Consider the following 25,517-nt stretch of genomic DNA (forward strand, 5'->3'; position numbering starts at 1 on the left):
ATGCTGTTCCCCAATCAAAACACCTGAGGTCAAGAAACATGCTGTCATATTGGATGCAAACGGTTGATAACAAAACTGTACTTGAGCAACGCGATATCGAGCGCCCCACACCAGCCGCCAATCAAATCCTTCTGCGTCTGCATGCGGCGAGCTTGAATCGTGGCGAGTTTGTGATCGGACACGGCTTGCATAAAGGCGGTCAGGCCAGCGCCATTGGGATGGAAGGTGCAGGTGTGATCGCCGCCATTGGTAATGATGTCAAAGGCTTCAAGGTTGGCGACAAGGTAATGGGACGTTGCCGCGGCGCCTTTGCCGAGTACGCAACAATGGACAGCGTTGAGGTCATGCATATCCCTGACTCGTTAAGTTTTGAACAGGCTGCAAGCGTTCCGCTCACCTACCTCGTGGTGCATGACATGCTCTCTTTGCAAGGAAAGCTTCTACCTAACGAGTGGCTGCTCATCCATGGCGTGTCGTCGGGGGTCGGTGTTGCTGCATTACAGATGGGTAAAGCGATGGGTGCGAAAGTGATCGGCACATCCGGCTCACCCGAAAAACTCGCCCGTCTGAAAGAGTATGGTCTCGATGTGCCTCTGTGCCTGAGGGGATCGGGATTCGAAGACGCTGTCATGAAAGCGACGGACGGCAAAGGTGCGAACCTAGTGGTTGATACCGTCGGAGGATCAGTGTTTGCAGAAAGCATCCGTTGCATGGGCTTCGAGGCACGCTTTGCCATGGTTGGCTATGTGGATGGCGTACTGTCTGCAGAGCTCGATTTGCTGGCCTTACATGCCAAGCGTTTGCGCCTGTTTGGTGTATCAAACAAACTGCGCTCCGCAGCACAACGGGCAGAGTTCCTGCCAGAGTTCAGAGCAGAGGTGCTACCAGCGATTGCGGATGGCCGCATCAAGCCACTGGTAGACCAAGCTTTCCCCTTTGATCAGCTCGCGCAGGCAAAGGAAATGATGGAAACCAACAAGCACGTCGGCAAGATCGTGCTGAAGATGCCCGTCTAATTAAGCTGCAGGAGTGCGAATCAAATAATCGAAGGCGCTGAGGGCTGCTTTGGCACCCTCACCTGCAGCGATCACGATCTGCTTATAAGGTACGGTGGTGCAGTCGCCTGCCGCAAGCACGCCTGGCACGTTTGTGTGGCCCTTCGCGTCTACAATGATCTCACCGAACTTACTAAGCTCAATCGTTTCTTTCAAAAACTCAGTGTTGGGCACTAAGCCGATCTGCACAAACACACCAGCAAGTGCCACATGCTGCTCAACGCCCGTCGTGCGATCTTTGAAACGAATCCCGTTCACAACGCTGCCGTCACCGGTGATTTCCATTGTTTGGGCATTGGTGTGCACGGTTACATTAGGCAAACTATTGAGCTTGTTGACCAACACGGCGTCGGCCTTAAGCTGATCTGCAAACTCAATCACCGTGACGTGCTCGACGATTCCAGCCAAATCGATGGCAGCCTCAATACCTGAGTTACCTCCACCAATCACTGCTGTGCGCTTGCCTTTAAACAAAGGACCATCGCAGTGTGGGCAATAGGCGACTCCCTTGTTTTTGTACTCTTGCTCGCCAGGTACATTGACATTGCGCCAGCGCGCACCAGTCGACAAGATCACTGAGCGCGCACGCAGTGCGCCACCGTTTTCCATCTCCACTGTCAATAAGCCCCCAGCAACTGAAGCAGGAACAACTTTAGTTGCACGCTGCAAGTTCATGATATCGACTTCGTAGTGCCGCACTTGTTGCTCCAAGGCTGCAGCAAACTTTGGGCCATCCGTCTCTAAGACCGAGATGTAGTTCTCGATTGCCATCGTGTCATTGGTCTGACCACCAAAACGCTCTGCAGCAACACCCACTCGAATCCCTTTGCGGGCAGCATAGACTGCAGCAGCGGCTCCTGCGGGTCCACCACCAACGATCAACATATCGTAGGCATCTTTTGCGTTCAACTTTGCGGCCTCGCGCTCAGCCGAGTTTGTATCGAGCTTGGCAACAATCTCTTCGATACTCATACGACCGGAACCAAAAACCTTACCGTTTAAGAACACCATTGGTACGGCCATGATTTCGCGATCGGTCACTTCTTTCTGGAATGCGCCACCCTCAATCACAACGGTCTTGATTTTGGGATTCATAATCGCCATCAAAGACAAGGCCTGCACAACATCTGGGCAGTTGTGGCAACTCAAGGACATATAGACTTCGAAGTTGAAATCTCCCTCGAGAGCTTTGATTGCATCGATCACATCTTGCTCAACTTTCGGTGGATGACCGCCTGTCCATAACAAGGCGAGCACAAGCGAGGTGAACTCATGGCCCAAAGGCAAGCCCGCGAAACGTACGCCATGATCGTTGCCAACAGGCGCCACAACAAAAGACGGCTTACGCGCATCGTTGCCCGTCGTATCGAGCGTAACCTTGTCTGATAGGGATATGATCGTCTCAAGCAACTGTCGCATTTCGACGGCTGTCTCGCTGTCATCCAAGGACGCGATCAGACGGATCGGCTGGCGCAGCATTCCGAGATATGTCTGCAATTGGGATTTCAAGGTGTCGTCAAGCATGCTGTTCTCCGGTAACGGGGCGAACTACCCCAACGATGGCTCAAAGGAGCATCGGTAAATGCAACGCCCTGCGCTATCCAGGGCGTTGAGGTCAAACCTAGTCTTAGATCTTGCCAACTAAATCCAGTGAAGGAGTTAGTGTCTTGGCGCCTTCGTTCCACTTCGCTGGGCACACTTGGCCTGGGTGAGCCGCTGTGTACTGAGCAGCCTTGAGCTTGCGCACTGTTTCTTTGACATCGCGGGCGATTTCATTGGAGTGCACTTCCATCGTCTTGATCATCAGCTCAGGGTTGATGATGAACGTACCGCGCAGGGCTAAGCCTTCCTCAGGGATGTGAACGCCAAATGCATTGGTTAAGGCGTGTGTGGGGTCACCAACCAAGGGAAACTTTGCCTTACCCACCGCTGGCGATGTCTCGTGCCAGACTTTGTGCGAGAAGTGTGTGTCGGTCGTGATGATGTAGACCTCTGCACCGGCTTTCTGAAATTCGGCGTAGTTTTCTGCTGCGTCCTCAATTTCAGTGGGGCAATTGAACGTAAACGCTGCAGGCATGAAGATCAAAACCGACCACTTGCCTTTGAGGCTGGCTTCGGTAACTTCGATAAACTTGCCGTTATGAAAGGCTTGGGCTTTGAACGGCTGTACTTGCGTATTAATGAGTGACATGGTGCTTCCTTTAGGTCGATTAATAAAAACAATTTAATTACTGAAATCAGTAGTTAAATTCTAATCAACAAGGTTGCACTGCACCAATTGTATGTTTTTATGGCAAATATTGATAAATGCTATTGAATATATGAATTTATTATCCAATAACTATTGATCTTGCATTAAAAACTATAAGCAGACTCCATCTCGCGGCGTATCTTAAAGGCCGCCGTATTTGGGTCCATCTGGACATCATCCCAGCAGAGGCTCTGCCCCTTGGCCACTGGGCGGATCACCTTGACGCTGTGTGCCATGCCTAGCGGCAAGCCACCCATGCGCTTGGATGTGGCCGCAGGCAACAACTTGCCCCAGACCGTGTAGCCACCCTCGCCATCCAGCATCTCGCCGACTTTTAAATCTCTCTTGGCGGTTGCTACAACATCTGCATTCCAACCCGTCGCAACCCCTGTCGCTTCGCCCCGCAAAGCGACACTCGCCACGCTCATGCCAACCTCTAGTCCAATCAAATGCCAACGCTTGTACAGCGTGAAATAGCGTCCGCTTGGATCCGTGTGCGCTTTGTATTCCTCGAAGCAATTTTTGATGTAATCGGTTTCGGCTTCGACCGTGACCCATACACCCATCCGGATATCGTAGGGAATTACACGCCCGTCTTTCTCAAGACTTGAAATCACCTCGACCATGCCTTTGCGCTCCAGCACACCGCCTTCGCTAATGGGGCGCGTCACGTACGGAATATCTTCCACACTCGCGGGTGGGTAGAGCAAACCATTTGAAGGCACACCTAACCCTGTCGCATTTGATACCGCAGTGCTTTCGATTGAAGGCTTGGAGCCATCCAGAAAGCTGTTGAACATCTTTGGATTCAAGCCACCACGCTCGGCCTGCTCGGGCGTCAAGCCGTAGTGATGCCAAACGGTCTCGGGCGTTGATTCCGAAAAATGCGGCAGCCATTTATGACCACGTCCAGCCGCGACAACCGGGAACCCACAGGTGCGGGCCCAATCCACTAAATCACAAATCAATGCGGGCTGATCGCCAAACGCGAGTGAGTACACAACGCCTGCGGCCTTCGCGCGCGAACCCAACAAGGCACCACAAAACGCATCGGCCTCAACCGTCACGTTCACCACGTGTTTTTTGTTCGCGAACGCTTCCAAAATATGATCGACCGCATGCATGGGCGAGCCGGTGCACTCAACCACCACATCGACAGACGGATGGCGCACCAAGGCTTGCCAATCGTCCGAAATAAACGTTGTTCCATTCTTGGCGGCGTCATCAAGCGACTTCGCCTCGAGACGTTGCGCCTCCCAGCCAACGCGCGCCAGATTCACACGCGCTGCCTCTGGAGACAAGTCCGCAATACCGACTAGATGCACGCCAGGCGTACGCGGGATCTGCGACAAGTACATCGAGCCAAATTTACCTGCACCGATCAAGCCAATACGGATCGGACGATTCGCCGCCGCCCGCTCTAACAACTTAGCATGCAAGCTCATGCAGTTTCCTTCAAAGGCTCAATTGAAGTTTGAAGCGCACTGCTTGGCATCCCCTTCGCCCAGGGAAGATCGACGGGATAGGGCTTAAGCAAACAGTCATCCGGCAAACACTCGATTGGAGTGAAGTCGCGATGCGCAATGTATTCAGGTCGTTTGTGGCGACGAATGTGATTCGATACAGCACAAACACTCAGGTACACGCTGTTACGATTCCAAGGAGAAAGATTACTGCTCGAGGCGTGTACTAGGCAGCTGTGGAACAAGATCATCGAGCCTGCGGGCCCCGTTGGACTGACGATGCCACCATCCTTATCACCCGCGCGTCCGACGAGCTGACGAATCAAATCATTATCAACCGTCCACAGCGGATAGCTGGTGGTGGTGAGATCATGCTTGGCATTCACCACGCCTTTCTTATGGCTACCGGGGATGAACATCAAGGGGCCATTAAAAGGATTCACATCATCTAAAAAGATCGCCACGTTCATCGCACGCTCAGTGGGCATCAAGTCGTCATTGAGCCATGTACCGTAGTCCTGATGCCATTGCCACACATCACCCTCAAACGCCATCTTGCCGTTGATCTTGAATTGATGCATGTAGAGCTTTTCACCGAACAAGTCTTCCACTGGTTTGATCATGCGTGGATGACGCGCGAGCTTAGCGAAGGGCTCGCTATACATGTGTGCGGCAAAGTTGGTGCGCACCGCGTCGCTGTCTTTTTCCCGAACGTTGTATGCTTCGCGCCGGCTGTACAGTTCTGGCACTGCAGCATTTAACGCTTTGGTCTCTTCAGGGCTAAACAGCCCTGGAAAAAACAGATAGCCATCCTTGTCGAACTGCGCAAGTTGTTCCGGTGTTAGGTTCATGATTGTCTCTTCGTCGGGAGTAATACGGCGTTTTCGTAATATACAAGAGGGGTGGTATAAAACCGTTATAGCAAAAAAAATGGCTTGGCTAGGACTTTTCCGCATAGCAAGCCAAGTAACTCACGAGGCATCATCACTATGAGTATTCGCGGCAAGGCCTACATTGCGGGCATCTTTGAGCATCCTGCACGTAAGATTCAAAACAAATCGCTCGCACAGTTGCATGCCGAATGCGCCAAAGGTGCCTTAGAGGACGCAGGCCTAACGATCCGGGACGTCGATGGCTACTTTTGCTCGACCGACGCCCCTGGTGGCTTAGGCGGCATCAATATGATCGACTACATGGGTCTGACCGTCACGCACTCCGACTCAACCAATACCGGCGGGTCTTCGTATCTTTATCTCGTCGCCCACGCCGCTGAGGCAATCGCAGCGGGGAAATGCAAGGTCGCTCTCATCACCTGCGCAGGCTTTGGACGACCCGGCACGGTTGTGCGCGAGCTCGACTCGGCCATCCCGGATACCCCCTTCGAAATTCCTTACGGCCCAGTGACTGTAAACCTGTACGCACTCGCTGCAATGCGCCATATGTACGAATTTGGCACCACAAGTGAGCAATTGGCTTGGGTAAAGGTTGCTGCATCGCACCATGCGCAGCACAACCCGAACGCCATGCTCAAGAAGGTTGTTACGGTCGAGGATGTTGTGAACTCGCCCATGATCTCTGACCCCCTGCACCGTCTCGACTGCTGCGTAGTTACAGATGGCGGCGGAGCTGTCATTGTGGTGAGCCCAGAAATCGCCAAGACATTGAAGCGTCCAAAAGTGAAGCTCATCGGTGCGGGCGAATCGCCCAAAGGCCAAATGGGTGGCAAAGTCGATATCACCTACTCCGGCGCTGTGCGCTCTGGCCCAATCGCCTTTGCTGAAGCAGGCGTAACGCCAAAAGACATCAAATACGCATCGATCTACGACAGTTTCACCATCACTGTTGTTATGACGCTAGAGGACTTGGGCTTTTGCAAAAAGGGCGAAGGTGGAAAATTCGTGATGGACGGCAACCTCATTTCTGGTGTGGGCAAACTGCCTTTCAATACAGACGGTGGTGGCCTATGCAACAACCACCCTGTTAACCGCGGTGGGATCACCAAAATTATTGAAGCTGTGCGGCAGCTGCGCGGAGAAGCGCACCCCCTTGTACAAGTTAAGAACTGCGATATCGCGCTCGCACACGGAACAGGCGGTGCCTTGAGCACACGCCACGGCAGCGCCACACTGATCATGGAAAGAGAATAACGCGATGACTACTCCCTACCAAGACAGAAAAATTCCCACACCTAAATGCAATGATGGTGACGAGGTCTACTTCAACGCTGCCACCGAAGGCAAGCTACTCGTCAAGCAATGTACTGACTGCGGTGAATATCATCACTATCCGCGTGCGCTTTGCCCGTTCTGCTTTAGTGACAAGACGGAATGGAAAGAAGCGAAAGGCTCAGGCACGATTTACAGCTATAGCATCACCCGAACCTCGGGCCCAGTGCCCTACGCAATTGCCTACGTGACGCTTGATGAAGGCCCGACCATGTTGACGAATATTGTCGACTGCGACCTAGATGCGATTCGTTGCGGACAACGTGTGAAGGTTGCCTTCAAGCCAAGCGAAGACGGCCCAAGCGTTCCGGTCTTTACACTCGCCTAACGCCCAAGAGGATCTACCATGAGCGATGCACTATTCACCTACTGGGTCGGCATGGACATTCCGGCCGACACAAGCGCAGCTGATGTCGCTGCCTTCAACGACTTCTACAACAACGTTCACCGCAAAGAAGTGCTGGCAGCCAATCCAGGCTTTTTGCGCGGCCGTCGTTACGAGCTCGCCCAGGACGATACACGGGGACCACGCGGCCCTCGATTCCTGGTTTGCTACGACATCGAAAGCAAAGAAGCTGCGATGCTGTATGTCTCGCGTGACGATGGGCCAGCGAGTGGACGTCCAGTCTATAGCGATGGCCCTGCAGCCTGGCAACAGCGCAAGGAAAAGTGGCGTTTGATGTGGCAACACATTTTAAATAATCCCACTTCTTTGCAAGTTTCAGCATCGCCCTACATGTATCTGGTCGGCATGACTGAAGCGAACGGGGCTGGTCCTGCAGAGGTCGATGCCTTTAATAAGTTCTACAACAACATTCATGTACCGGAAGTACTAATAGGGTACGGCTTTGAGAGCGGCGCACGCTACGAGCGTTTGCGTGAGTTCATGCATCCGGAACCAGGCTCACCACACTATCTCGCTATGTATGGCATCAAAGATGAAGCCACAGCCAAAGCATTTATGCATTCACGACTGACAGCCGATCCAAGCGGTAACAATTTTTCTGACGGACCACCAGTTTGGATGAATCGTGACACCAAGTGGCGTTTGACCTACCGTCTCGTTGAGTAACTCAGCATCAAAAAAAATAACTGATCAACCTACAGATTCTCTCTCATGAATAAAGTTGTCTCTACCGCCACTGAGGCCATCGCAGATATTCAAGATGGTGCGCGTGTCGCAATTTCAGGTTTTGGCCTAGCTCACCGCTTTCCTAATACTTTAATTTTTGCGTTGCGCGACAAAGGAGTACGTGACCTCACAATCGTTTGTAACTCACTAGGCGCGAACGGCGAGAAAGGCCAACTATTGGTTGAGAACGACCAAGTCAAGAAAATCATCACCTCGTTCTCTATCAGAGCTGGCATGCAAACCGAGGCAGAAAAGCGTATCGCAGCCGGCACTCTCGACGTTGAACTCGTCGCGCAAGGCACCTTGGTTGAGCGCTGTCGCGCTGGGGGTGCAGGCATTCCAGCGTTTTACACTCCGACCGGCGTTGATACAGCATTGGCTGAAGGCAAAGACATTCGGTACTTTGATGGCAAGCCCTACTTGATGGAAGAGGCGATCCACGTCGACTTCGCTTTTTTAAGTGGCTACAAAGCTGATCGAGCAGGTAACGTTCAGTTTCGTGGTGGCAGTGGCAACTTCAATGTGAGCTTTGCTAAGGCCGCGCGTGTCGCTATCGTGGAAGTTGAAGAGATTGTCGAAGTCGGTGAGTTAGCGCCCGAGCACATCAACTTACCCGGCATTTTTGTATCCCGTGTCGTCAAAATTGCAGATCCGATTGATGTGCGTTCACTGTCGCGCACAGAAAAGCGTCCTGCCGATAGCGCTCGGAATTACAACGGCAAGCCTGCCCTCACGCGCGCTGGCATTGCAAAGAATGCAGCAAAAATTGTACGCAACGACTCCTATGTGAACTTAGGCGTAGGCCTCCCTACCCTCGTTTCAAACTACCTGGATGGTCGTGGCGTATGGCTACATGCCGAGAACGGTGTGCTTGGCTACGGCGGTATCGTCACTGGGGATGCTATTGATCCCGACGTGTTCAATGCAGGCAGCCAATTTGTTGAAGCTATCCCTGGCACATCATTCTTTGAGAGTGTGACCTCCTTTGAGATGGCACGTGGCGGTCACATCGATACGGTTATTCTAGGTGCGTACGAGGTAGATCGCGAAGGCAACGTCGCGAACTGGAGCACGACGGATACCCGTCGCGGTGGTATTGGCGGTGCCATGGATCTTATTTCTGGTGATGTTGAGCTCATCATCGTGATGGAGCATTCAGATAGTAAGGGAAATACCAAGCTGCCCAAGCAGTGCAAGTATCCCTTGACGGGACGCCAATGCGTTGACTGGCTCGTGACCGATCTGGCTGTCCTGCACTGGGTGAACGGCCGCTTTGTTCTAGAGGCCGTGGCACCTGGCTTTACGCCAGAAGAAGTACGGGCGCTTGGTCAAATTGAATTTGATGTTGCGCCCGACTGCAAAGTGATGGACTAGCCTTCGAGTTTGGTAGAAGCCCAAGCGGTGAGCAATGGCTTGCCGCTTGTAGTCGTCCAAACCCCGAGATAACGGTTGTAAAGATTCTTGTCCACGCCATCAGAATGAATCTTCATCCTGACTTTGCCCTCGACAATCACTGATGTACCCGCCACGCGCGCGGTCACTTCTTCGCGATCGATCTGTAGGTATTGCACGCGCTTTGTGGCGACACTGTCGACATAGCTATCTTTGGTATCACGACGACCACTTGCATGCGTATAAGTGAGGCCTGCGTCGATCAGCGCAGCTAAGCCAGGGCCATCTTTTGCGACTAGCACCTTACAACGCTGCTCATCGAGTGCCAACACTTGCTGCTCAAGGGCTTTAATCTCTGCTGGTGTCATGTCAAGGTCTCCTTGTTAGAGTTTTAAAAATATTTTGAATAGCTTATTCTAAAAACAACTCAATGGCTCATAAACTATTCGGAAATTAAAGAGCGGTTTCGTCTGCCACACTTATGTTTTGGGTTTTAGGAAAAATGAGACGTCTTCTATTGGTTCTTCTGCTATTCGCACTCACAGCACTTGGAGGTTGCGCGGGGGTACCTTTCTCAAATGCCGATGTTGAATATTTTCAACCGCCTATCGTCGCCACTCAAGCGCCTGAGCGGCCCATCACGAACTTTAGTCTTTTCAACAACACCACCAAAGTCAATCTCGCGCCAATGCGACCAGTCGTACCGACGTTTAACGGCAAAGGCAATCTTCTTGCGAGCTGGAATCCTCACCCCGAAGGTGTAAAAAACCGACCCACCTTCGTGATCGTGCACGGAGGTCACGGTTTGGTACCCGGCGACTTCGCAACGGCACTCTGGGCAAGAAAGGACTTGGGCGCGAATACGCTGGTGCTGGACAGTTATTGGAGCCGAGGACATGATCAAAATTGGGTGACCTACACCCCACTTGGAGCAAACGCCCGCATGCTCGATGCCATCGCAACGGGGCGATGGCTCGTCTCACAAGGCGTTGACCCAAACAAGTTAATTTTGATGGGTGGCAGCCAGGGAGGCTGGACTGTCTTAAGAACCTTCACAGACGAACCCTTTATGCGTGAGCACGCGAAGGGGTTGTACCGTGCCGGCATTAGTCTTTACCCCGTCTGCAACAGCAAAGGCTGGAAGGAAGACCCAACCTTAGGTCCCTACTGGGGACCCGTTCTTATATTCACCGGTGGAAAGGATACAGCCACGCTGCCCGATCGATGCCCAACACGGGTATTTAAAGATGCAACATCCTGGACACACTACCCTGAGGCAACACACGGTTGGGACACCTCAAACCGTGGCGCACATACACCTTCGGTAGACGGTGAGTGCGGCAAAGCCTTAAACATCTACAACCGTTTCGCAGTATGCCGCTCTGATTCTGCAACACGAGATATGCATAAGCGGATAAAGGAGTTCGTTAAACGTCTTACATCGTCCTAGACGTTACTGCTCTTTAATCACGTTAATGTGCCCGCCACAGGAGACGAAGCAGCTGCGGTAGTTTTCATCGCAACGATAGGTATTGGGCGACGCCCAGCAGCTGTTTTGATAGCGCGAACACGACCTTGCGTCGTCTTTATCTTTCGCTCGACGAATACAGTTTTGATAATTCCAACGATTCTGTTGCTCACAAACCTGACGTTCATTCGCTGCACGCTGATTCTCATTACCAACACAGACCTCACGTGCAATCGAACATTGCGCGACGCACTGGCGTCCCCCGTCTGTTGTGGGTGGATAGTACTCGTAGCGAACAAAGCTACACCCGGTCAACAACAGAAGACCAGCAACTACACAGAAGCGGCGTAACAGGCGACTAGTTGTCCCTGAGAAACCAAAGGCGGTAAACATACTTAGCACTCCACCTATCATCTCTTGTGCGTAATTGAAACAACACAACCGGAGTCGATAGGATGCCACGCAGGCAAGTCAGCGAGCTCAGCCACGACCATCCTAAACGTAGGCAATGTTCCTTGATAAGTCGTTGAACCACTTGACTCCACTGTTTTACGACGCTCCAGCCCACTCACAACACAGACGCGATTTGGCGTAGCCGAATCAACATTAAATGTTGGATAGTTATTCGCCGCTTGGCGACCAGGTTCAACGGTGATCATCTTGTCATTACGATTTGCCGTCGTCGCATCGGGAGTAATGACCAATACTGGTTGCGCGCTCGTACTTGCAGGAGCGGAGGCTGCTGCGGCTTTGGCAGAGGGAGTAGACGAGATCGGCTTAGGTCTGGGTGTTACGTAACCATCAGCTGAAGGACCACTACCGCCTTTGGTGAGGGGTGGATTGACAGGCGTGGGCAGGTTGGGCGACGGCACGGAGCCTATTGATTTTTGAGGCACCTTCATCTTGATAGGAACCGGTACAAGTACAGGCGTTTTCTGCTCAGCCTTCGGTGGAATCAACATCGGTGTCTGTTGATCCACCTTAGGGGGGATCAGCATCGGTGTCTGTTGATCCACCTTAGGGGGGATCAACATCGGTGTCTGTTGGTCCACCTTAGGGGGGATCCGCATCGGTGTCTGTTGATCCACCTTAGGGGGGATCAACATCGGTGTCTGTTGGTCCACCTTAGGGGGGATCCGCATCGGTGTCTGTTGATCCACCTTAGGGGGGATCAACATCGGTGTCTGTTGATCCACCTTAGGGGGGATCAACATCGGTGTCTGTTGATCCACCTTAGGGGGGATCAACATCGGTGTCTGTTGATCCACCTTAGGGGGGATCAACATCGGTGTTTGTTGGTCCACCTTAGGGGGGATCCGCATCGGTGTTTGTTGATCCACCTTAGGGGGGATCAACATCGGTGTCTGTTGATCCACCTTAGGGGGGATCAACATCGGTGTCTGTTGATCCACCTTAGGGGGGATCAACATCGGTGTCTGTTGGTCCACCTTAGGGGGGATCCGCATCGGTGTTTGTTGGTCCACCTTAGGGGGGATCAACATCGGTGTCTGTTGATCCACCTTAGGGGGGATCAACATCGGTGTCTGTTGATCCACCTTAGGGGGGATCAACATCGGTGTCTGTTGGTCCACCTTAGGGGGGATCAACATCGGTGTCTGTTGGTCCACCTTAGGGGGGATCCGCATCGGTGTTTGTTGGTCCACCTTAGGGGGTAAAGCTGCTGGCACCGTTGTTACAGGTGGTTTAGCGGCGGGATTCTGATTCGAGGTTCCGATCGAAGGTGCACCCACTTGGCTCGGCTTAGTCCCCGTGACCTGACCGGTAGCTTGGCTATTACTTGTCACTGGGGCTGGGCCACAGTTCAATCCGCCACGGCCTTGTGCACTGGCAGCGTTACAATTTTTTGCCACGGCTGGAGCGCTGAGCAGCGGCTCAATCGTCACGAGCGCAGCAACAATCAGAAGTAACGACTTAATTCTATGTTCAATTTTCATTGTCATCACCACGCTTGCGTCAATTGAATCCAGACCGCGGGCGAGTAGGCTGGAGTTGAATATCCCGCGATCAAGGGCAGGCCCACCCAAGCCCGTACTGAAAAGTTCTCTTGTGATCTTGTTTGAACACCAATACCCACAGATGCCAACGGAGTTTCATTTAGCATTCCTGGTATCGGCGTGTTTTGCTTTAACCAACCTGCATCAAAAAATGCAAAGGGTGCAACAGAATCCAAATACTTGGCGCCAACGTGATAGAACTGACTAATTTCTGCCGTTGCTGCAATCCCGGAGTCTCCAATCAACTCGGCGTATCCGTAACCCCGCAATCTAGTGCGGTCACCCAGAAAATACTTCTCGGTTGTCGGCACACTCGAGGTCGTAATTTGCGCATTCGCCTCTAGTCTTAAACCTAGACCTGCAGACAAGTTACTTAGTGGCATGGTGTAACCCGCACCAAGTCGCAAGTGATAAAAATTTGGATCACTGACTGCTTGTGTGCCGTAATACTGTCGATCTGCTACACCACCGGTCAACGTCAATCCTGCGCGGAATGTAGAGCCATCCCGATAATTGTTGCTGTACACCAGGAATTGTCTAAACACACCCGCTTTTGTATCGTTCATCCCGGTCAAGGAATTGTCCAGTGCTGAATAGCCAACTTCTGACATGGTGTAGAGAAAGCTGTGTGCGTCTCGATGGATTGGGTAACCAACCACAACGTTCGCCATCACAGTATTCTGGAATAAATTTTGAGGTGTCTGATTGATACCGGTGTACAAGCTACGCGTCAAGCCTGTACCAACGGTCGCCTCGGCATACCACCCATCCGAGCCAAAGGGTGCGCGATAGGTAAGAGAACCAAACACACCACTCCAGTTATTGTTGAAATCAGCACTCGGCAACACGTTGATACGGAACATATCTCCCGGTGTCACGGTCGAGTAGACTTCTTCAGACAAAACAGCGTAGAGGCCTTTACCAAAATTTCGGGGGAGATTGTCTAAAGAAAGACTACCTCTTTGCTTAACAGTCTTGACCGCAATCTTCAGTACGTCATCGCCAACATCCTGCGAAGAAACAAACTCAGAAGTGAGAGATACGCCGGACAAGTCACGCGCAAGCATCATCCCCCGCTCAAAGCGCTCGAGTGTTAGCGGCTGATCGCCGACTGCTGTCATCACATACTTATGGATCGTTTGGGCTAACGCAGGCGTTGCCCCAGATATTTCGATTTTTGATAGTCGTCCCTCGTGAACGGTTAGTTGGGCACTATTGCCCGAATGCGCTACATGGACATCGACAAGAAAGTAACCGTCTTCGCGATAGATTAGCTGGATCGCCTCTGCAATATTCTCAATATTGAACTCCGACGATTGTTTGTGCGCATGTTCAACCGCGAAGAGCCACAGTTGCTGAGGATCATAGGCAGTCACCCCAGCTAAAGATATATTGTTGTAGCCCTGAGGATTAACAACAGGCGCGGTCTGGGCCATCACACCGAAGGTGCAAGTGCCCAATAGCGCACAGAGCCAAAGACGGAGAGTATTTTTCTTGATCGACACACAGCAGCGCAACAAGTGTTGTGTGATTGTTCTTGTTTTTCTGTAAAAATTCACTGAGTGCTCCAATCGTTAATTGCACTTCACGTATTTATTCTGCTTGGCATCCACCAGATAGCTCTCAAACACTAGCAAGGGATCGAATTTATCGTTACCTAATATTGCATATTTAAAACCAGCGGGCACAACCTGATTCGATCCAAACCAAGAAAATGCGGACATGAATTTTTCTGTCTTGCCGTCAATCGTCAAGAACACATCATTATTTGCATTGGATCGATCAAACCTGAATTCAACGACCGTCCGCTCGTGGCAAAAAACAACGCCCTCTGGAACCTCGGTTGCGAGACTTCCGCTAGCGTGGGCAGCGAAAGCCATCAGAGCCGCAAGAATGATCTTTTTCAATTGAGAATCCACTATTTTGTTAACATGTTTACATCTGTGCAATCAATTGTTGCATACAGAGGAATATTGAGCAACTCGAACGGAGGCCCTCTGCTGTATGGAAGCCCAAAAGACCGACCTTAAACGGCAACGCCTAGAGACGATCATTGATATCGCTCATCGTCTGTTTGAGGAGAGCGGATATGAAAACGTTGGCATCCGGGAAATCTGCCAAGCTGCTGGCCTCAGCCCGACCCAGCTCTATAGACTTGGAGTTTCTAAACAGGATTTATTGGCCGAAGTCATTTTGCGGGTAAACCAGAGACAGATCGCAAATATCAAGCCTTTCTCCGCGCGCGGATTTAAGTCAGCACAGGCCTATATTGAGACCTACTTGCTCAAACTCTACGAGGCTGATATCGCAATTAAAGGCATCCGCGCCGAGGGCGCCGCCTTTGGCTGGAAGTGGTCAGGAAAATATGAAGAGCTCATCATCGCGCAAGTATTTCAGCTTATTCAACCGATCACCGACGCACTCGCGCATGACCAGTACGATGAAATACAAGCACGCTGCTACGCGATATGGTCTCTGTACTACGTCGGCTACCGACACGCCGTGATGCATCACGGCGATGCCAAAGCGTGCATACATGGCATCAAACCCAGTCTCGCATTATGTTTGAAACGCTAACCACGCATCGCTTTAAGCTGCTCTGGATAGCCAGATGGATCAATCGACACATCAATTAAGGACGGGCCGTTTGTTTTCAGGGCTGTTGCCATTGCAGTGACGAACTCCTGCTCTGTCGTCACGCTTGCACCGAAGCCACCCAACGCTCGCATGGTGCCCGCAAAATCATGATGCTGCCACCGCACGCCGTTAGATTCGAGCGCCCTGCTCTGCTGCTTGATATCGATAAGGGACAAGGCACTATCGTTAAACACAATGACGATGACCTGAGCCTGTTGCTCTACCGCTGTGCATAGCTCACCCAAACACATCATCAGTCCGCCGTCTCCGGTGAAGCAAAGCACTGGAGCGCTTGGATCTTGGACCGCGGCAGAAATTGCCGCTGGCAATGCAAAGGCCATTGTTGCCAGTCCGTTTGAGATCAACACATCACCAGCACGGGCAGCAGGAAAAAATGCCGCAACTGAAAACATGTGGGCGCCCGCATCAATCGAGAACATTGGCTTGATGCCCGCCTCTTTACAAGACGTTGCGGCTAGCTGGGCAACACGATCAGGAGCAACAGCATTTTTTACTGGAGCATAAGCAAGTTGAGTCTGTGCGTGTCTGCGGATATGTTCAAGTTCTGTGGAGCTCCAACCTGTTTGCGCATAGCTCCCTGACGCGACGAGTCGCGTCAGCGTTTCTGTGATTGAGCCCACCACCTGCACCGAGGGCTCGATGTAGTGCACCGGATGCCTAACTGCTGCAATATCTACGACAGGTGTGGTGTATCGCCAGGGCTGTAAGATCAGTTCCACGGGATCCATGCCAATCAACACGATCAGGTCAGCCGCTGCGATCGCTTCCTGCTCAAGAGAACCGCCTGTAAAAATTCCTAAAACCTGAGCGTTATCATCCGGGATCACGCCCTTTGCTTTGTATGTACTGAGTACAGCACAACCAAGTGAATCAACGAAGCTGCGCACGGCGTCGGTGTGCTCACGTGCCTCCAACCCAATCACCGCGATCGGTTTGCGAGCATTTTGTATGGCCGTGCGTAGCTCTTCAAAGCATTCGACATCAATAGCGCCCGAACGCGCAACCTGCTCTGACCGAGCGCTCACTGATTGAGTGAAATCCACAGTACGACGCGCAGTTTCTGAGGTGAGCTCAATATGAACCGGGCCAAGCGGATACGTCATCGCAACCTTAAGCAGATGATCAATTTCTGACGCAGGATCAGCCGACTCAAGGCGGCCTACCGCCTTAACAAGGGGATTGAGCACTGCTTGTTGATCAAAGACTTGATGCGTAATGTAGGTAAGCTGCTTGGGTGTAAAGCCATCCGTCAACACAATGACGGGTGCGCGATCCAGGCTCGCATAGGCCACTCCATTCGCGGCGTTGGTGAGTCCGGGGCCTTTGGTCATTAGCGCCACGCCGGGAACCCCAGAAGTTTCTGCCAAGGCGCCCGCCATCATGACCGCAGCATTCTCAGTCTTGGTGAGTACAAATTGGATGTTTTCCGCGGCTGCGGCCGCAATGATATCGAGCGAAGATCCACCACCTGGGAGTCCAAATATCTTTTTAACACCCGCTTGCGAAAGTTTGCGCACCAAGAGTTGAGCGACGGTGATTGTTTGAGTCATTTTGTGTCAAACCCTTTTATTTTTAGCGAATGCTCGTTAAGCTAAGCAGAATAACTTAAAACATATGGAGACCTACCATGGGCACTGCTTCTGCCTGGCGTTTTGTCGGACGGCGAACGTTTTTAGTCTTGTGCGGCGCACTATTTGCTACACAAACAATGGGCCAGACCGCTTATCCCTCCCAGCCAATTCGTTTGATTGTAAGTTTCGCGGCTGGCGGACCGACTGATATCTTTGCGCGTCTCGTCGCATCGAAACTAGAAAAGGAATTAGGCCAGCCCATCATCGTTGAGAACAAGCCCGGTGGCGGATCAAACATTGGCTCTGAATTTGTGGCTAAGGCAAAACCAGACGGCTATACCTTATTGGTTGGCACAGTTGCGAACGCGACAAATATGGGGATTTACAAAAACTTAGGATACGACACAGCACGCGACTTCGCTCCGATCACACAGATCATGTCTTCACCAAGCGTTCTAGTCGTCAACAATAATTTACCTGTGCGGTCATTAAGTGAGCTGATCGCCTACGCGAAGGCTCGCCCAGGCAAACTTAGCTATGCGTCGTCTGGTGCAGGTGGCATGCAGCATCATGCTGGCGAGTTACTAAAGCTTCGTACCGGTATCGATGTGATCCATATCCCCTACAAAGGTGCTGCGCCCGCATTAACCGATGTGATTGGAGGCACTGTCGATTTTGGCTTCAAGACGGCAAGTGGTGTCATGCCTGCGATCCTAAGCGGTAAAGTGAGACCACTTGCTGTCGCTGGCAGTGCCCGTCTCGCACAACTTCCAGATGTACCCACGATGGCTGAAGCAGGTATGCCTGATCTAGAGGCGGACTCATGGAATGGCCTCTTCGCACCAGCCGGTACCCCGCCCGCAATTATCAAGCGCCTCGCTGACGCGACCATTGCAATTCTTAAAACACCCGAAATCAAGGAGAGGTTCGCAGCAATTTCGGCAACTCCTATCGGCAGCACTCCCGAGGAGTTTTCAAAATATGTGAAAGCCGAAATTACAAAGTGGGGAATGGTCGCGAAGCAGGCAAATGTTCAGGTGAATTAGGTATATCAGCCTAACTCTCAGTTCTTCACAGCAAACTTTCCTTGAGCAGCGAGCTTCTCCCAGCGCTCAACTTGTTTTGCTAAATAGGCACGGTAAGCCTCGGGGCTCCAGTCCCCAGGCTCTGCGCCGATTTGATTGATACGCGCGCGCATCTCAGGTGTCCGAAGGCCCTCTAGTAACGCACCCGATAGCTTATCGACTATCGCCTTCGGCGTACCTGCAGGCGCAAGCAATCCAAACACGGCCATCATATCTGTTTCGGGCAAACCACTCTCTTCCAGTGTCGGCAAATCCGGGGCCATTGGCCACCGTTTTGGCGATGTCACCGCAAGTGCTTTTACTTTTCCGGACTTGGCGTTGACGAGCCCACTACTTAAGCTATCAAACATAATCTGCACACGACCTGCGAGTAAGTCAACTTGCGCAGCTGCAGTCCCTTTGTAAGGGACATGAATCAACGAAGCACCCGATGCGCTTGTGAACAAGACGCCAGACAGATGGCTAACTGTACCCAGACCTGCCGAGGCGTAACTCAGGGAATTATCCGCCTTCTGACTGCGCATGAATTCGACCAGCTCTTTTGCTGTGTTTACGGGAAGACTAGGATGCACGACCAGCACGTTGGGCGCAGTTGCAATTAAAGCGACGGGAGCAAACCGAGTAGTAATAAAGTTTTTTGGATCGCGATTGATAACGGGATTCACGATGTCGGCCGTTACATTCACCAGCAAAGTATTACCGTCTGGCTTTGCGTTAGCGACAGCATCGGCTGCGATTGCACCACTTGCTCCAGCCTTATTCTCAACAACGACCGATACACCTAGCTTTGCACTCAAAATCTCGGCAGCGATACGACCGGCGATATCGGATGGACCTCCCGGTGCAAAGCCGACGATCAGACGAACCGGCTCTTTCGTGACGGCTTGCGCAGCTGCATGCGTGCCGCAGAACGCGAGTATAAGTGCAAGTGCTGACTTGACTAGCATGGACATGAAACTTCCTTTTTTTTAAACGCAACCTACAAAGTAGCGCAAATTCCCTTCGCTCATGCAATCCTAAATAAAACTTTTAATTCATCATCATTGTCATCATTTCCTGCTATCGTGGCGCATCAAAATTTCGCGTAAGTCTGTTTATGAGATGCAGAAGGACCCTACTTAAAGCGTCCGCGCTTGCTCTACTCTCAATGTCAGCTACTCAAACGACAGGCGTAGCGCTGGCAAGCCCTCAAACTGCGTCCCAAAACCGCCTGCGAGGTGCCGGAGCTTCGATGCCGTCCGTGCTCTATCGCGTGTGGGCTGAGCATTTCAAAAACAAATTTCTCTTGGAGTACTTCCCCATTGGCTCCGGTGGTGCGCTCCAAGCCATTGCTCAAGGGTCAGCAGACTTTGGATCAACCGAGATCCTATTGTCTCGCGAAAATCTAACGAAGCATGGATTGATACAGTTCCCAGTGGCCTCAGGTTTGGTCGTTGCTGCAGCAAATCTGCCTGGTATCAGGCAAGGTGCTGTGCGTTTAAGCCCGGAGATACTCGCAGAGATTTATCTCGGTAAGGTTCGCTGGTGGCGGGATCCGACTATCCAAGCCTTAAACCCAGAAACAGAAATGCCCGCTTTATCAATCACACCGTTTTCACGAGGAGGAAGCTCTGGCACATCTCTAGCGTGGAGCCGCTACCTCAATAACCATAGCGCTAACTGGCAACAATATATTGGGGAAACAGACAGACCGTCTTGGGAATACGGGCTTTATGCAGGAGACAACCATCGAATAGCCGCCGGCGTACAACAGACACCAGGGGCCATTGGCTATATGCAAGCTAGCTATGCATCACAGTTTGCGTTAACGACGGTGCAGCTTCCAAACTCGAGCAATACATATATCTCATTGAACAACATCGCCAATGCGCACGAAGAGTGGCCACTGCGCATTGGTGTTCATGCCCTGCTCTCTTCGCAACCCGCACAGCTCGAGCGATCCCGTATCGTCACGGCGTTCTTTCGAGAAGCATTCGTGCGCGGCGACGTTGTCACCAGACGCGAAAGTTTTCTTCCCCTCACATCAGCGCAAGTTGTTTCGGTGTATCAACTTTGGAAGGATCATAATCTTGAACCTTGATAAAAATCAGTTCATATGAAAACCGCGTATCTACGGATCGTTTTTACATCGCTTGCTATCCTGGCCATTACCTTCTTGGCCAACGATATCTACCAATCGCTGCCCTCGGATAAAGTCAAAATCTTGACCGGACCCGAGGGTGGTAGTTTTTATAAGACAGCACTCGACTATAAAAAGATGCTTGAACAACGCGGATTTAAGGTCGAGCTCGAACCGGTTGCAAACACAGCCGAACTAGCTCAACAGGTGAATTCGACAAGAACACGCAACACCATCAGCTTTATGATCGGCTCTATTGATCATTCCCAGTTTAGTCACGTGCGTACGCTTAGCGTGATCGGGATGCAACCACTCTTTCTCTTTTACCAAAATAGCTTAGGTAAATTGGTCAGTCTCTCATCCCTGAAGGGAAGCAAAATTGTATTGCCACCAAAGACCAGTCTAAGTGCACACTATGCGCTTGCTGTTCTTGATCTTTATGGAATCAATCCAGAGAATACTCCGATCGACTTCGTACCTTTTTCAGACATGGTGCAAAAGCTCAAACAAGGCGAATACTTCGCTGGCTTTGTCATGTTGGCAGCCGACAGTGCCGCCGTAGAGGACTTAGCACGCGACGACAAGCTCAGCCTATATTCCTATCACCACATACGCGGACTCCTCGCAAAACTTAAAGACCTCGACTCCGTTGTACTGCCCCTAGGTGGTTTTGATGTCTTACAAAACATTCCCCATCAACCCACTGACTTATTGGCCGGCAGAGTCGAAGTCATCGCGAATAAATCTATCGACAAGTCGCTTCTATTCTCTTTATTGGAAAGCTTTGAAAATCTGCACTACGGACAGACTCTTGTAAGCAAATCTGGAGAGTTTCCAATCTTTGCAGGTGCTAATGGTGTGATGCACGAAAGCGTCCAAAATTTTCAAAAATCAGGAACACCATGGCTTTATAGAAACTTTCCTTCAACTCTCGCTGTGTTGATCGACAAATATCTTTTTATTGGACTTGCTATATTTCTGTTGGCCGAAATTTACAGAAATCTAAGATATCTGTATGAGCTGATGGCACTGAGTGCAGAGACATTCGCACTTAGAACTATCGCTCGTACAAATTTTAGAATACAGTCCGGAAAATCCTTGGGATTTTTATCTCAGCTCGTGAGGCGTTGGGCTATCGCGATAATAGAGCGAAGAACCATTCGACAAAAAGCTGCTGCGTTAATTTCAACAACGGGTAAATCAAATGAGACCTTATAAAATTTTTTCAATCTTGGCGATATTACTTGCAGGCTTATCTATTTCAAGTAAGTCGATTTCACAAACAAACGACTACCCAAACAAACCAATCAAGATCGTTGTAGGCTTTACGCCCGGCGGCTCGACTGACGCTATTGGAAGGCAAATAGCAAACTCTTTTAGTAAGATCCTTGGGCAATCTGTCATAGTAGAAAACAAGCCAGGGGCCAACGGAAACTTGGCGACAGACTTTGTGCGCCGTGCTCCGCCAGATGGTTACACCCTCTTTTACACATCCATCGGGCACGTCACCAACCCACTGATCTACAAGGATGCCAAATACGATCCCGTCAAAGACTTCACACCGATCGGTCAGGTCTTAGCCGGACCAAATCTACTCGTGGTGCCTCCAAACTCAAGATTCAAGAGTGTCAAAGAGCTGATTGACTACGGCCGTGCCAATCCAGGAAAAATCAACTTTGCCTCCTCGGGCATTGGCTCATCTCTACACTTGTCGGGGGAGTTATTTAAACAGCTGTCTGGTGTGGACATGGTCCATATCCCGTACAAAGGAGCCGGCAGTCTCATGCCGCACCTCATGTCCGGGCAGGTAGACCTCGCGTTCCCGAATCTGCCCACGGGCATCACGTTAGTGGAGCAGGGTCAGTTAAGAGCGCTCGGCGTTACGACTAGCACTCGATCAGCTATTGCACCAAATGTTCCAACAATTGCCGAAGCGGGTGTACCAAACTACGACATGTCGACCTGGTACGGCTTGGTAGGACCTGCAGACTTACCTGCACCAGTACTTAAGAAACTGACTGATGCTTTAGCTCAAACAGTGAATGACCCAGAATTTAAAGGTCGTCTTGTGGCCCAAGGTATGGACCCGAGGCTGTCATCACCGCAAGACTTTGCTAAGTTCATACAGAGTGAATCGACGCGCTGGACCGCAATAATGAAAGAAATGAATGTCACCGCGAACTAAAGGGTCGCCGCTTAGCAACACAAACTAAGCGGCATACCTTACGAATAAGTCAGTGCGCTAGAGGGGCTACCGATAGACCAAGTCCCTAAGTGTGAGGGAGAGCGCTGGCACGTACGTGATAACCATCAAGCAGCACAGAATCACCGCGACGAAAGGCCATAGACGACCTATCACCTGATCAAGTGATAGGCGTGCAACCGTGCAAGCCGCAAACAAATTCACGCCAAAAGGTGGTGTGATCATACCTAGGGCCAAATTGACCACCATCACCATACCGAAATGGACCGGATCAATGCCAAAGTACATCCCGACAGGTGCCAGGATCGGAGCGAGAACAATAATCGCTGCACCGGTTTCAATGAACATCCCGATAATAAACAATGCGATATTGACGCCCAACAGAAACATAGCAGGTGACTCCAGGACAGCCTCAAGCCAACGACCAATCGCATCTGGCACACCTGCACGTGTCAATAGAAATGCAAACAAACCAGCGTTTGCGATAATGAACATTATCACTGCACTTGATACTACCGACTTCTTTAATATGGGAAAAATATCGCGTGGCTTGATCTCACGATACATCACGATACCAATGAATAGTGCGTAGAAAACAGCAACGGCAGAAGCTTCGGTCGGTGTAAATACCCCACCATAAATGCCCCCCAGAATAATGATTGGCATCAGCAACGCCCATCCCGCCTGTATCGTCGCCTTGCCAAAAGCGAGTCGTCCGTCGCCATCATTCTTGCCCCAACCCTTGAAGCGGCAGTAGATATGAACGAAAGCCATGAGGCTTACACCAATAAATATCCCTGGCCCAAAACCGGCAATAAATAGCTCCCCAATTGAAACTTCAGCTGCCACCCCATATAAAATCATCGGTATTGAAGGTGGGATCACGACCCCTAGCTCTGCACTCGTTGCCTGTAACGCGGCAGCATAATTAGACGGGTATCCGTGTTTAACCAGCGCGGGAATCAAAATAGCACCGATCGCAAAGGTCGTTGCGACGCTTGAGCCAGAGACCGCAGCAAAAATCATACAGGTGAGCACGCAAGTCATAGGCAGACCGCCTTGCACGCCTCCCACAATACTTTTTGCGAACTCCACCAGACGGCGTGAAATGCCACCTGTCTCCATCAAATTACCAGCCAAGATAAAGAACGGGATCGCCGCTAAAGGAAATTTGTTCAAGGAGTTAAACATTTCCTTGACCGCAACAAGCATGTTTACGTTACCGAGCTGTATCCCCAAGATTGCAGCTAGGCCGATTGAAACAGCCACGGAAACTGTTAACGCAAAACACAACAACATCGTAATCAACATAGCGATGCTCATTGTGCATTCTCCAATTCGCTGCGCTGTGGGTTAAAAAACTGCGCAAGGATTGCCGGGATACAAAAGAGTCCACCAACTGGCAATGCCAAATAAGCCCAAAACATTGAGACGTTCTCTAACCCAATCACCGTTTGCATCTTCCCACGATTTGCGTAGTCCCAACCCCACCAAATGATGACGGCAACCAGAGTCAGCGACGCCAAAGCCGTAACCACGTCAAAGAGTCGCTTTCCGCGGGGGCCAGCCCAACGATAAAGTACGTCGACACTCACCATCGCCCCGACCCTAAACGCGTATGGCACACCCATAAATACCATCCAGATCAAGCTAAAGCGAATCAGTACCTCGGTCCACTCCGCTGGGATTTCTAATACAAAGCGCATGATCACCTGAAAGAATCCCAAAAACGCAGCAATCGCCATCATCGCGCAGGCAATTATCAAGGAAATTTGGGTCGTAACTCTCTCGATCGCTTGCAGAGTGTTCTTCATATCAACCTTTAAAAAAACAGGCGCGTCACCTGAGTGTCGCGCCTGTACCGTTCGCTCGGTGTGAACTAACGTTTACCGATTACTTGTAGTTACGAATGGCATCGATTTTGTCTTTACCAAATTCTTTCTCGAATTGTTTAAAGACTGGAGCTAAACGTGCAACAAAGGCCTCTTTGTTTACATTTTCAATAACCGTCATACCCTTGCTACGCAGATAGGCAACGCCCTGTGCGTCATCCTGGTCAACGCGAGCACGTTGAGCCGCCGAGGCAATTTTGGCTGCGTCAAGAAACGCCTGCTTGTCTGCGGCAGAAAGCTTATCAAAAGCGGCCTTGTTCATCAGGTAAATCGCAGGGCTATAGACGTGCCCAGTAAGTGTCATGTACTTTTGCACTTGCTCAAACTTGGCTGCCATGATGACGGACAAGGGGTTCTCTTGGCCGTCAACAACACCTTGTTGTAGAGCAGTAAACACTTCTGGGAAAGCCATCGGAGTTGTAATGATGCCAAAACCCTTATAGGCCGCTACGTGCACTGGGTTTTCCATCGTGCGCATCTTTAGGCCTTTCAGATCATCTGGTCCATTAACTTGGCGCTTGCTGTTTGTCATGTGGCGCACGCCGTTTTCCGACCAAGCCAGCGCTTTAAAACCCTTGCTATCAAACTCCTTGAGCAAAGCTTGACCAATTGGGCCGTCCAGCACCGCGCGCGCATGCGCCTTATCACGGAAGAGGAATGGAATATCTAAGATTCGAACCGCTGGAACAAAATTAGGAATCGGACCAGTGCTAGTGCCCGCGAGTTCCTGGGTACCTAACTGAACCGACTCAATGCTCTCCCGCTCACCACCCAAGCTTCCAGAGTAAAAGTTTTTAATGATGATTCGGCCATTCGTGCGCTTCTCCACTTCCTGCGCGAGGACGTCAACGCCTACGCCTTGGTGGGAGTTTTGCGCAACCGAAATGCTATTGCGCATAACAGTCTGAGCCTGAGAAACAGATGCTAGCGCCATTGCCAACACACTTGCAGCCATCAGGGTGGTACGTCCGATTCGCTTCATCATAAA

25 protein-coding genes are annotated in these 25,517 nt (G+C 51.1%); 11 read left to right on the forward strand and 14 right to left on the reverse strand.

Going from position 1 to position 25,517, the window contains the following annotated elements:
* The first annotated feature begins 38 nt into the window (after positions 1–38).
* A complete protein-coding gene (locus KZZ10_RS11685) occupies positions 39–1,016 on the forward strand; it encodes a quinone oxidoreductase family protein (protein ID WP_259661708.1) in 978 nt (325 codons plus the stop codon).
* On the opposite strand, the gene ahpF is transcribed toward KZZ10_RS11685, so the two are convergent.
* The 4 genes from ahpF to KZZ10_RS11705 all read right to left on the reverse strand — a co-directional run bounded on the left by ahpF (position 1,017) and on the right by KZZ10_RS11705 (position 5,620).
* On the reverse strand, positions 1,017–2,579 hold the full coding sequence (gene ahpF, locus KZZ10_RS11690; protein WP_259661709.1) for an alkyl hydroperoxide reductase subunit F: 1,563 nt from the start codon (positions 2,577–2,579) through the stop codon (positions 1,017–1,019).
* Between the two features lie 103 nt (positions 2,580–2,682).
* Positions 2,683–3,246: an alkyl hydroperoxide reductase subunit C gene (gene ahpC, locus KZZ10_RS11695; RefSeq protein ID WP_259661710.1), complete on the reverse strand. Its 564-nt coding sequence runs from the start codon at positions 3,244–3,246 to the stop codon at positions 2,683–2,685.
* A 164-nt stretch (positions 3,247–3,410) separates the two neighbouring features.
* The gene (locus KZZ10_RS11700; RefSeq protein ID WP_259661711.1) at positions 3,411–4,751 is read right to left on the reverse strand and encodes an NAD(P)H-dependent oxidoreductase; all 1,341 of its coding nucleotides are present in this window, start codon (positions 4,749–4,751) and stop codon (positions 3,411–3,413) included.
* On the reverse strand, positions 4,748–5,620 hold the full coding sequence (locus KZZ10_RS11705; RefSeq protein ID WP_259661712.1) for a phytanoyl-CoA dioxygenase family protein: 873 nt from the start codon (positions 5,618–5,620) through the stop codon (positions 4,748–4,750). The genes KZZ10_RS11700 and KZZ10_RS11705 overlap by 4 nt, the downstream gene beginning before the upstream one ends.
* Before the next feature lie 138 nt (positions 5,621–5,758).
* Here KZZ10_RS11705 and KZZ10_RS11710 point away from each other — a divergent pair, with 138 nt between their 5' ends.
* The 4 genes from KZZ10_RS11710 to KZZ10_RS11725 are packed head-to-tail and all read left to right on the forward strand — an operon-like array spanning position 5,759 to position 9,500.
* On the forward strand, positions 5,759–6,916 hold the full coding sequence (locus tag KZZ10_RS11710) for a thiolase family protein (protein ID WP_259661713.1): 1,158 nt from the start codon (positions 5,759–5,761) through the stop codon (positions 6,914–6,916).
* A gap of 4 nt (positions 6,917–6,920) precedes the next feature.
* Entirely contained in the window at positions 6,921–7,322 is a 402-nt protein-coding gene (locus KZZ10_RS11715) for a Zn-ribbon domain-containing OB-fold protein (protein WP_259661714.1), read from the forward strand.
* An 18-nt stretch (positions 7,323–7,340) separates the two neighbouring features.
* A complete protein-coding gene (locus KZZ10_RS11720) occupies positions 7,341–8,066 on the forward strand; it encodes a DUF4286 family protein (protein WP_259661715.1) in 726 nt (241 codons plus the stop codon).
* Positions 8,067–8,111: 45 nt separating this feature from the next.
* Positions 8,112–9,500 carry a 3-oxoacid CoA-transferase gene (locus tag KZZ10_RS11725; RefSeq protein WP_259661716.1) on the forward strand — a complete coding sequence of 463 codons (1,389 nt, stop codon included), beginning with the start codon at positions 8,112–8,114 and terminating at the stop codon, positions 9,498–9,500.
* Here KZZ10_RS11725 and KZZ10_RS11730 read toward each other — a convergent pair.
* A complete protein-coding gene (locus tag KZZ10_RS11730) occupies positions 9,497–9,886 on the reverse strand; it encodes a nuclear transport factor 2 family protein (RefSeq protein WP_259661717.1) in 390 nt (129 codons plus the stop codon). The genes KZZ10_RS11725 and KZZ10_RS11730 overlap by 4 nt on opposite strands.
* A gap of 134 nt (positions 9,887–10,020) precedes the next feature.
* Here KZZ10_RS11730 and KZZ10_RS11735 point away from each other — a divergent pair, with 134 nt between their 5' ends.
* Positions 10,021–10,968, forward strand: coding sequence for a dienelactone hydrolase family protein (locus tag KZZ10_RS11735; protein WP_259661718.1), 948 nt, complete (start codon positions 10,021–10,023; stop codon positions 10,966–10,968).
* A 3-nt stretch (positions 10,969–10,971) separates the two neighbouring features.
* Here KZZ10_RS11735 and KZZ10_RS11740 read toward each other — a convergent pair whose 3' ends face one another.
* From KZZ10_RS11740 to KZZ10_RS11755, 4 genes are read right to left on the reverse strand one after another with little or no spacing between them, the layout of a single operon-like run.
* Positions 10,972–11,379, reverse strand: coding sequence for a hypothetical protein (locus KZZ10_RS11740; RefSeq protein WP_259661719.1), 408 nt, complete (start codon positions 11,377–11,379; stop codon positions 10,972–10,974).
* Between the two features lie 17 nt (positions 11,380–11,396).
* Positions 11,397–12,941, reverse strand: a complete 1,545-nt coding sequence (locus KZZ10_RS11745; RefSeq protein WP_259661720.1) for an atrophin-1 family protein — start codon at positions 12,939–12,941, stop codon at positions 11,397–11,399.
* Positions 12,942–12,946: 5 nt separating this feature from the next.
* Entirely contained in the window at positions 12,947–14,560 is a 1,614-nt protein-coding gene (locus KZZ10_RS11750; RefSeq protein ID WP_259661721.1) for a ShlB/FhaC/HecB family hemolysin secretion/activation protein, read from the reverse strand.
* A 15-nt stretch (positions 14,561–14,575) separates the two neighbouring features.
* Positions 14,576–14,908, reverse strand: coding sequence for a hypothetical protein (locus tag KZZ10_RS11755; RefSeq protein WP_259661722.1), 333 nt, complete (start codon positions 14,906–14,908; stop codon positions 14,576–14,578).
* A 97-nt stretch (positions 14,909–15,005) separates the two neighbouring features.
* Here KZZ10_RS11755 and KZZ10_RS11760 point away from each other — a divergent pair, with 97 nt between their 5' ends.
* A complete protein-coding gene (locus KZZ10_RS11760; protein WP_259661723.1) occupies positions 15,006–15,578 on the forward strand; it encodes a TetR/AcrR family transcriptional regulator in 573 nt (190 codons plus the stop codon).
* Here KZZ10_RS11760 and KZZ10_RS11765 read toward each other — a convergent pair.
* Positions 15,575–17,209 carry a thiamine pyrophosphate-binding protein gene (locus KZZ10_RS11765; protein WP_259661724.1) on the reverse strand — a complete coding sequence of 545 codons (1,635 nt, stop codon included), beginning with the start codon at positions 17,207–17,209 and terminating at the stop codon, positions 15,575–15,577. The genes KZZ10_RS11760 and KZZ10_RS11765 overlap by 4 nt on opposite strands.
* 77 nt (positions 17,210–17,286) lie before the next feature.
* Between KZZ10_RS11765 and KZZ10_RS11770 the strand changes: the two genes are divergently transcribed.
* A complete protein-coding gene (locus KZZ10_RS11770; protein WP_259661725.1) occupies positions 17,287–18,276 on the forward strand; it encodes a Bug family tripartite tricarboxylate transporter substrate binding protein in 990 nt (329 codons plus the stop codon).
* A gap of 17 nt (positions 18,277–18,293) precedes the next feature.
* Here KZZ10_RS11770 and KZZ10_RS11775 read toward each other — a convergent pair whose 3' ends face one another.
* Positions 18,294–19,268 (reverse strand): Bug family tripartite tricarboxylate transporter substrate binding protein, encoded by a 975-nt coding sequence (locus tag KZZ10_RS11775; RefSeq protein WP_259661726.1) that lies wholly within the window; start codon positions 19,266–19,268, stop codon positions 18,294–18,296.
* Positions 19,269–19,462: 194 nt separating this feature from the next.
* Here KZZ10_RS11775 and KZZ10_RS11780 point away from each other — a divergent pair, with 194 nt between their 5' ends.
* From KZZ10_RS11780 to KZZ10_RS11790, 3 genes are read left to right on the forward strand one after another with little or no spacing between them, the layout of a single operon-like run.
* Positions 19,463–20,395 carry a phosphate ABC transporter substrate-binding protein PstS gene (locus tag KZZ10_RS11780; RefSeq protein WP_259661727.1) on the forward strand — a complete coding sequence of 311 codons (933 nt, stop codon included), beginning with the start codon at positions 19,463–19,465 and terminating at the stop codon, positions 20,393–20,395.
* A gap of 15 nt (positions 20,396–20,410) precedes the next feature.
* A complete protein-coding gene (locus KZZ10_RS11785; protein WP_259661728.1) occupies positions 20,411–21,652 on the forward strand; it encodes a TAXI family TRAP transporter solute-binding subunit in 1,242 nt (413 codons plus the stop codon).
* Positions 21,639–22,619 (forward strand): Bug family tripartite tricarboxylate transporter substrate binding protein, encoded by a 981-nt coding sequence (locus tag KZZ10_RS11790; protein WP_259661729.1) that lies wholly within the window; start codon positions 21,639–21,641, stop codon positions 22,617–22,619. The genes KZZ10_RS11785 and KZZ10_RS11790 overlap by 14 nt, the downstream gene beginning before the upstream one ends.
* Before the next feature lie 66 nt (positions 22,620–22,685).
* On the opposite strand, the gene KZZ10_RS11795 is transcribed toward KZZ10_RS11790, so the two are convergent.
* From KZZ10_RS11795 to KZZ10_RS11805, 3 genes are all read right to left on the reverse strand, one after another.
* A complete protein-coding gene (locus tag KZZ10_RS11795; RefSeq protein WP_259661730.1) occupies positions 22,686–23,960 on the reverse strand; it encodes a TRAP transporter large permease in 1,275 nt (424 codons plus the stop codon).
* Positions 23,957–24,451 carry a TRAP transporter small permease gene (locus KZZ10_RS11800; RefSeq protein ID WP_259661731.1) on the reverse strand — a complete coding sequence of 165 codons (495 nt, stop codon included), beginning with the start codon at positions 24,449–24,451 and terminating at the stop codon, positions 23,957–23,959. Before KZZ10_RS11800 ends, KZZ10_RS11795 begins: the two co-directional genes overlap by 4 nt.
* 79 nt (positions 24,452–24,530) lie before the next feature.
* A complete protein-coding gene (locus KZZ10_RS11805; protein WP_375372575.1) occupies positions 24,531–25,484 on the reverse strand; it encodes a TRAP transporter substrate-binding protein in 954 nt (317 codons plus the stop codon).
* Between the last annotated feature and the right edge of the window lie 33 nt (positions 25,485–25,517).

The organism is Zwartia hollandica (genome assembly GCF_019923725.1).
GTDB classification, from domain to species: Bacteria; Pseudomonadota; Gammaproteobacteria; order Burkholderiales; family Burkholderiaceae_B; genus Zwartia; species Zwartia hollandica.

Excerpts from the sequence above, each read along its gene's own strand:
- KZZ10_RS11685 (WP_259661708.1), top strand. The coding sequence starts at position 39 with ATGCTGTCATATTGGATGCAAACGGTTGATAACAAAACTGTACTTGAG.
- ahpF (WP_259661709.1), bottom strand. The coding sequence starts at position 2,579 with ATGCTTGACGACACCTTGAAATCCCAATTGCAGACATATCTCGGAATG.
- ahpC (WP_259661710.1), bottom strand. The coding sequence starts at position 3,246 with ATGTCACTCATTAATACGCAAGTACAGCCGTTCAAAGCCCAAGCCTTT.
- KZZ10_RS11700 (WP_259661711.1), bottom strand. The coding sequence starts at position 4,751 with ATGAGCTTGCATGCTAAGTTGTTAGAGCGGGCGGCGGCGAATCGTCCG.
- KZZ10_RS11705 (WP_259661712.1), bottom strand. The coding sequence starts at position 5,620 with ATGAACCTAACACCGGAACAACTTGCGCAGTTCGACAAGGATGGCTAT.
- KZZ10_RS11710 (WP_259661713.1), top strand. The coding sequence starts at position 5,759 with ATGAGTATTCGCGGCAAGGCCTACATTGCGGGCATCTTTGAGCATCCT.
- KZZ10_RS11715 (WP_259661714.1), top strand. The coding sequence starts at position 6,921 with ATGACTACTCCCTACCAAGACAGAAAAATTCCCACACCTAAATGCAAT.
- KZZ10_RS11720 (WP_259661715.1), top strand. The coding sequence starts at position 7,341 with ATGAGCGATGCACTATTCACCTACTGGGTCGGCATGGACATTCCGGCC.
- KZZ10_RS11725 (WP_259661716.1), top strand. The coding sequence starts at position 8,112 with ATGAATAAAGTTGTCTCTACCGCCACTGAGGCCATCGCAGATATTCAA.
- KZZ10_RS11730 (WP_259661717.1), bottom strand. The coding sequence starts at position 9,886 with ATGACACCAGCAGAGATTAAAGCCCTTGAGCAGCAAGTGTTGGCACTC.
- KZZ10_RS11735 (WP_259661718.1), top strand. The coding sequence starts at position 10,021 with ATGAGACGTCTTCTATTGGTTCTTCTGCTATTCGCACTCACAGCACTT.
- KZZ10_RS11740 (WP_259661719.1), bottom strand. The coding sequence starts at position 11,379 with ATGTTTACCGCCTTTGGTTTCTCAGGGACAACTAGTCGCCTGTTACGC.
- KZZ10_RS11745 (WP_259661720.1), bottom strand. The coding sequence starts at position 12,941 with ATGAAAATTGAACATAGAATTAAGTCGTTACTTCTGATTGTTGCTGCG.
- KZZ10_RS11760 (WP_259661723.1), top strand. The coding sequence starts at position 15,006 with ATGGAAGCCCAAAAGACCGACCTTAAACGGCAACGCCTAGAGACGATC.
- KZZ10_RS11765 (WP_259661724.1), bottom strand. The coding sequence starts at position 17,209 with ATGACTCAAACAATCACCGTCGCTCAACTCTTGGTGCGCAAACTTTCG.
- KZZ10_RS11770 (WP_259661725.1), top strand. The coding sequence starts at position 17,287 with ATGGGCACTGCTTCTGCCTGGCGTTTTGTCGGACGGCGAACGTTTTTA.
- KZZ10_RS11775 (WP_259661726.1), bottom strand. The coding sequence starts at position 19,268 with ATGTCCATGCTAGTCAAGTCAGCACTTGCACTTATACTCGCGTTCTGC.
- KZZ10_RS11780 (WP_259661727.1), top strand. The coding sequence starts at position 19,463 with ATGTCAGCTACTCAAACGACAGGCGTAGCGCTGGCAAGCCCTCAAACT.
- KZZ10_RS11785 (WP_259661728.1), top strand. The coding sequence starts at position 20,411 with ATGAAAACCGCGTATCTACGGATCGTTTTTACATCGCTTGCTATCCTG.
- KZZ10_RS11790 (WP_259661729.1), top strand. The coding sequence starts at position 21,639 with ATGAGACCTTATAAAATTTTTTCAATCTTGGCGATATTACTTGCAGGC.
- KZZ10_RS11795 (WP_259661730.1), bottom strand. The coding sequence starts at position 23,960 with ATGAGCATCGCTATGTTGATTACGATGTTGTTGTGTTTTGCGTTAACA.
- KZZ10_RS11800 (WP_259661731.1), bottom strand. The coding sequence starts at position 24,451 with ATGAAGAACACTCTGCAAGCGATCGAGAGAGTTACGACCCAAATTTCC.
- KZZ10_RS11805 (WP_375372575.1), bottom strand. The coding sequence starts at position 25,484 with ATGGCTGCAAGTGTGTTGGCAATGGCGCTAGCATCTGTTTCTCAGGCT.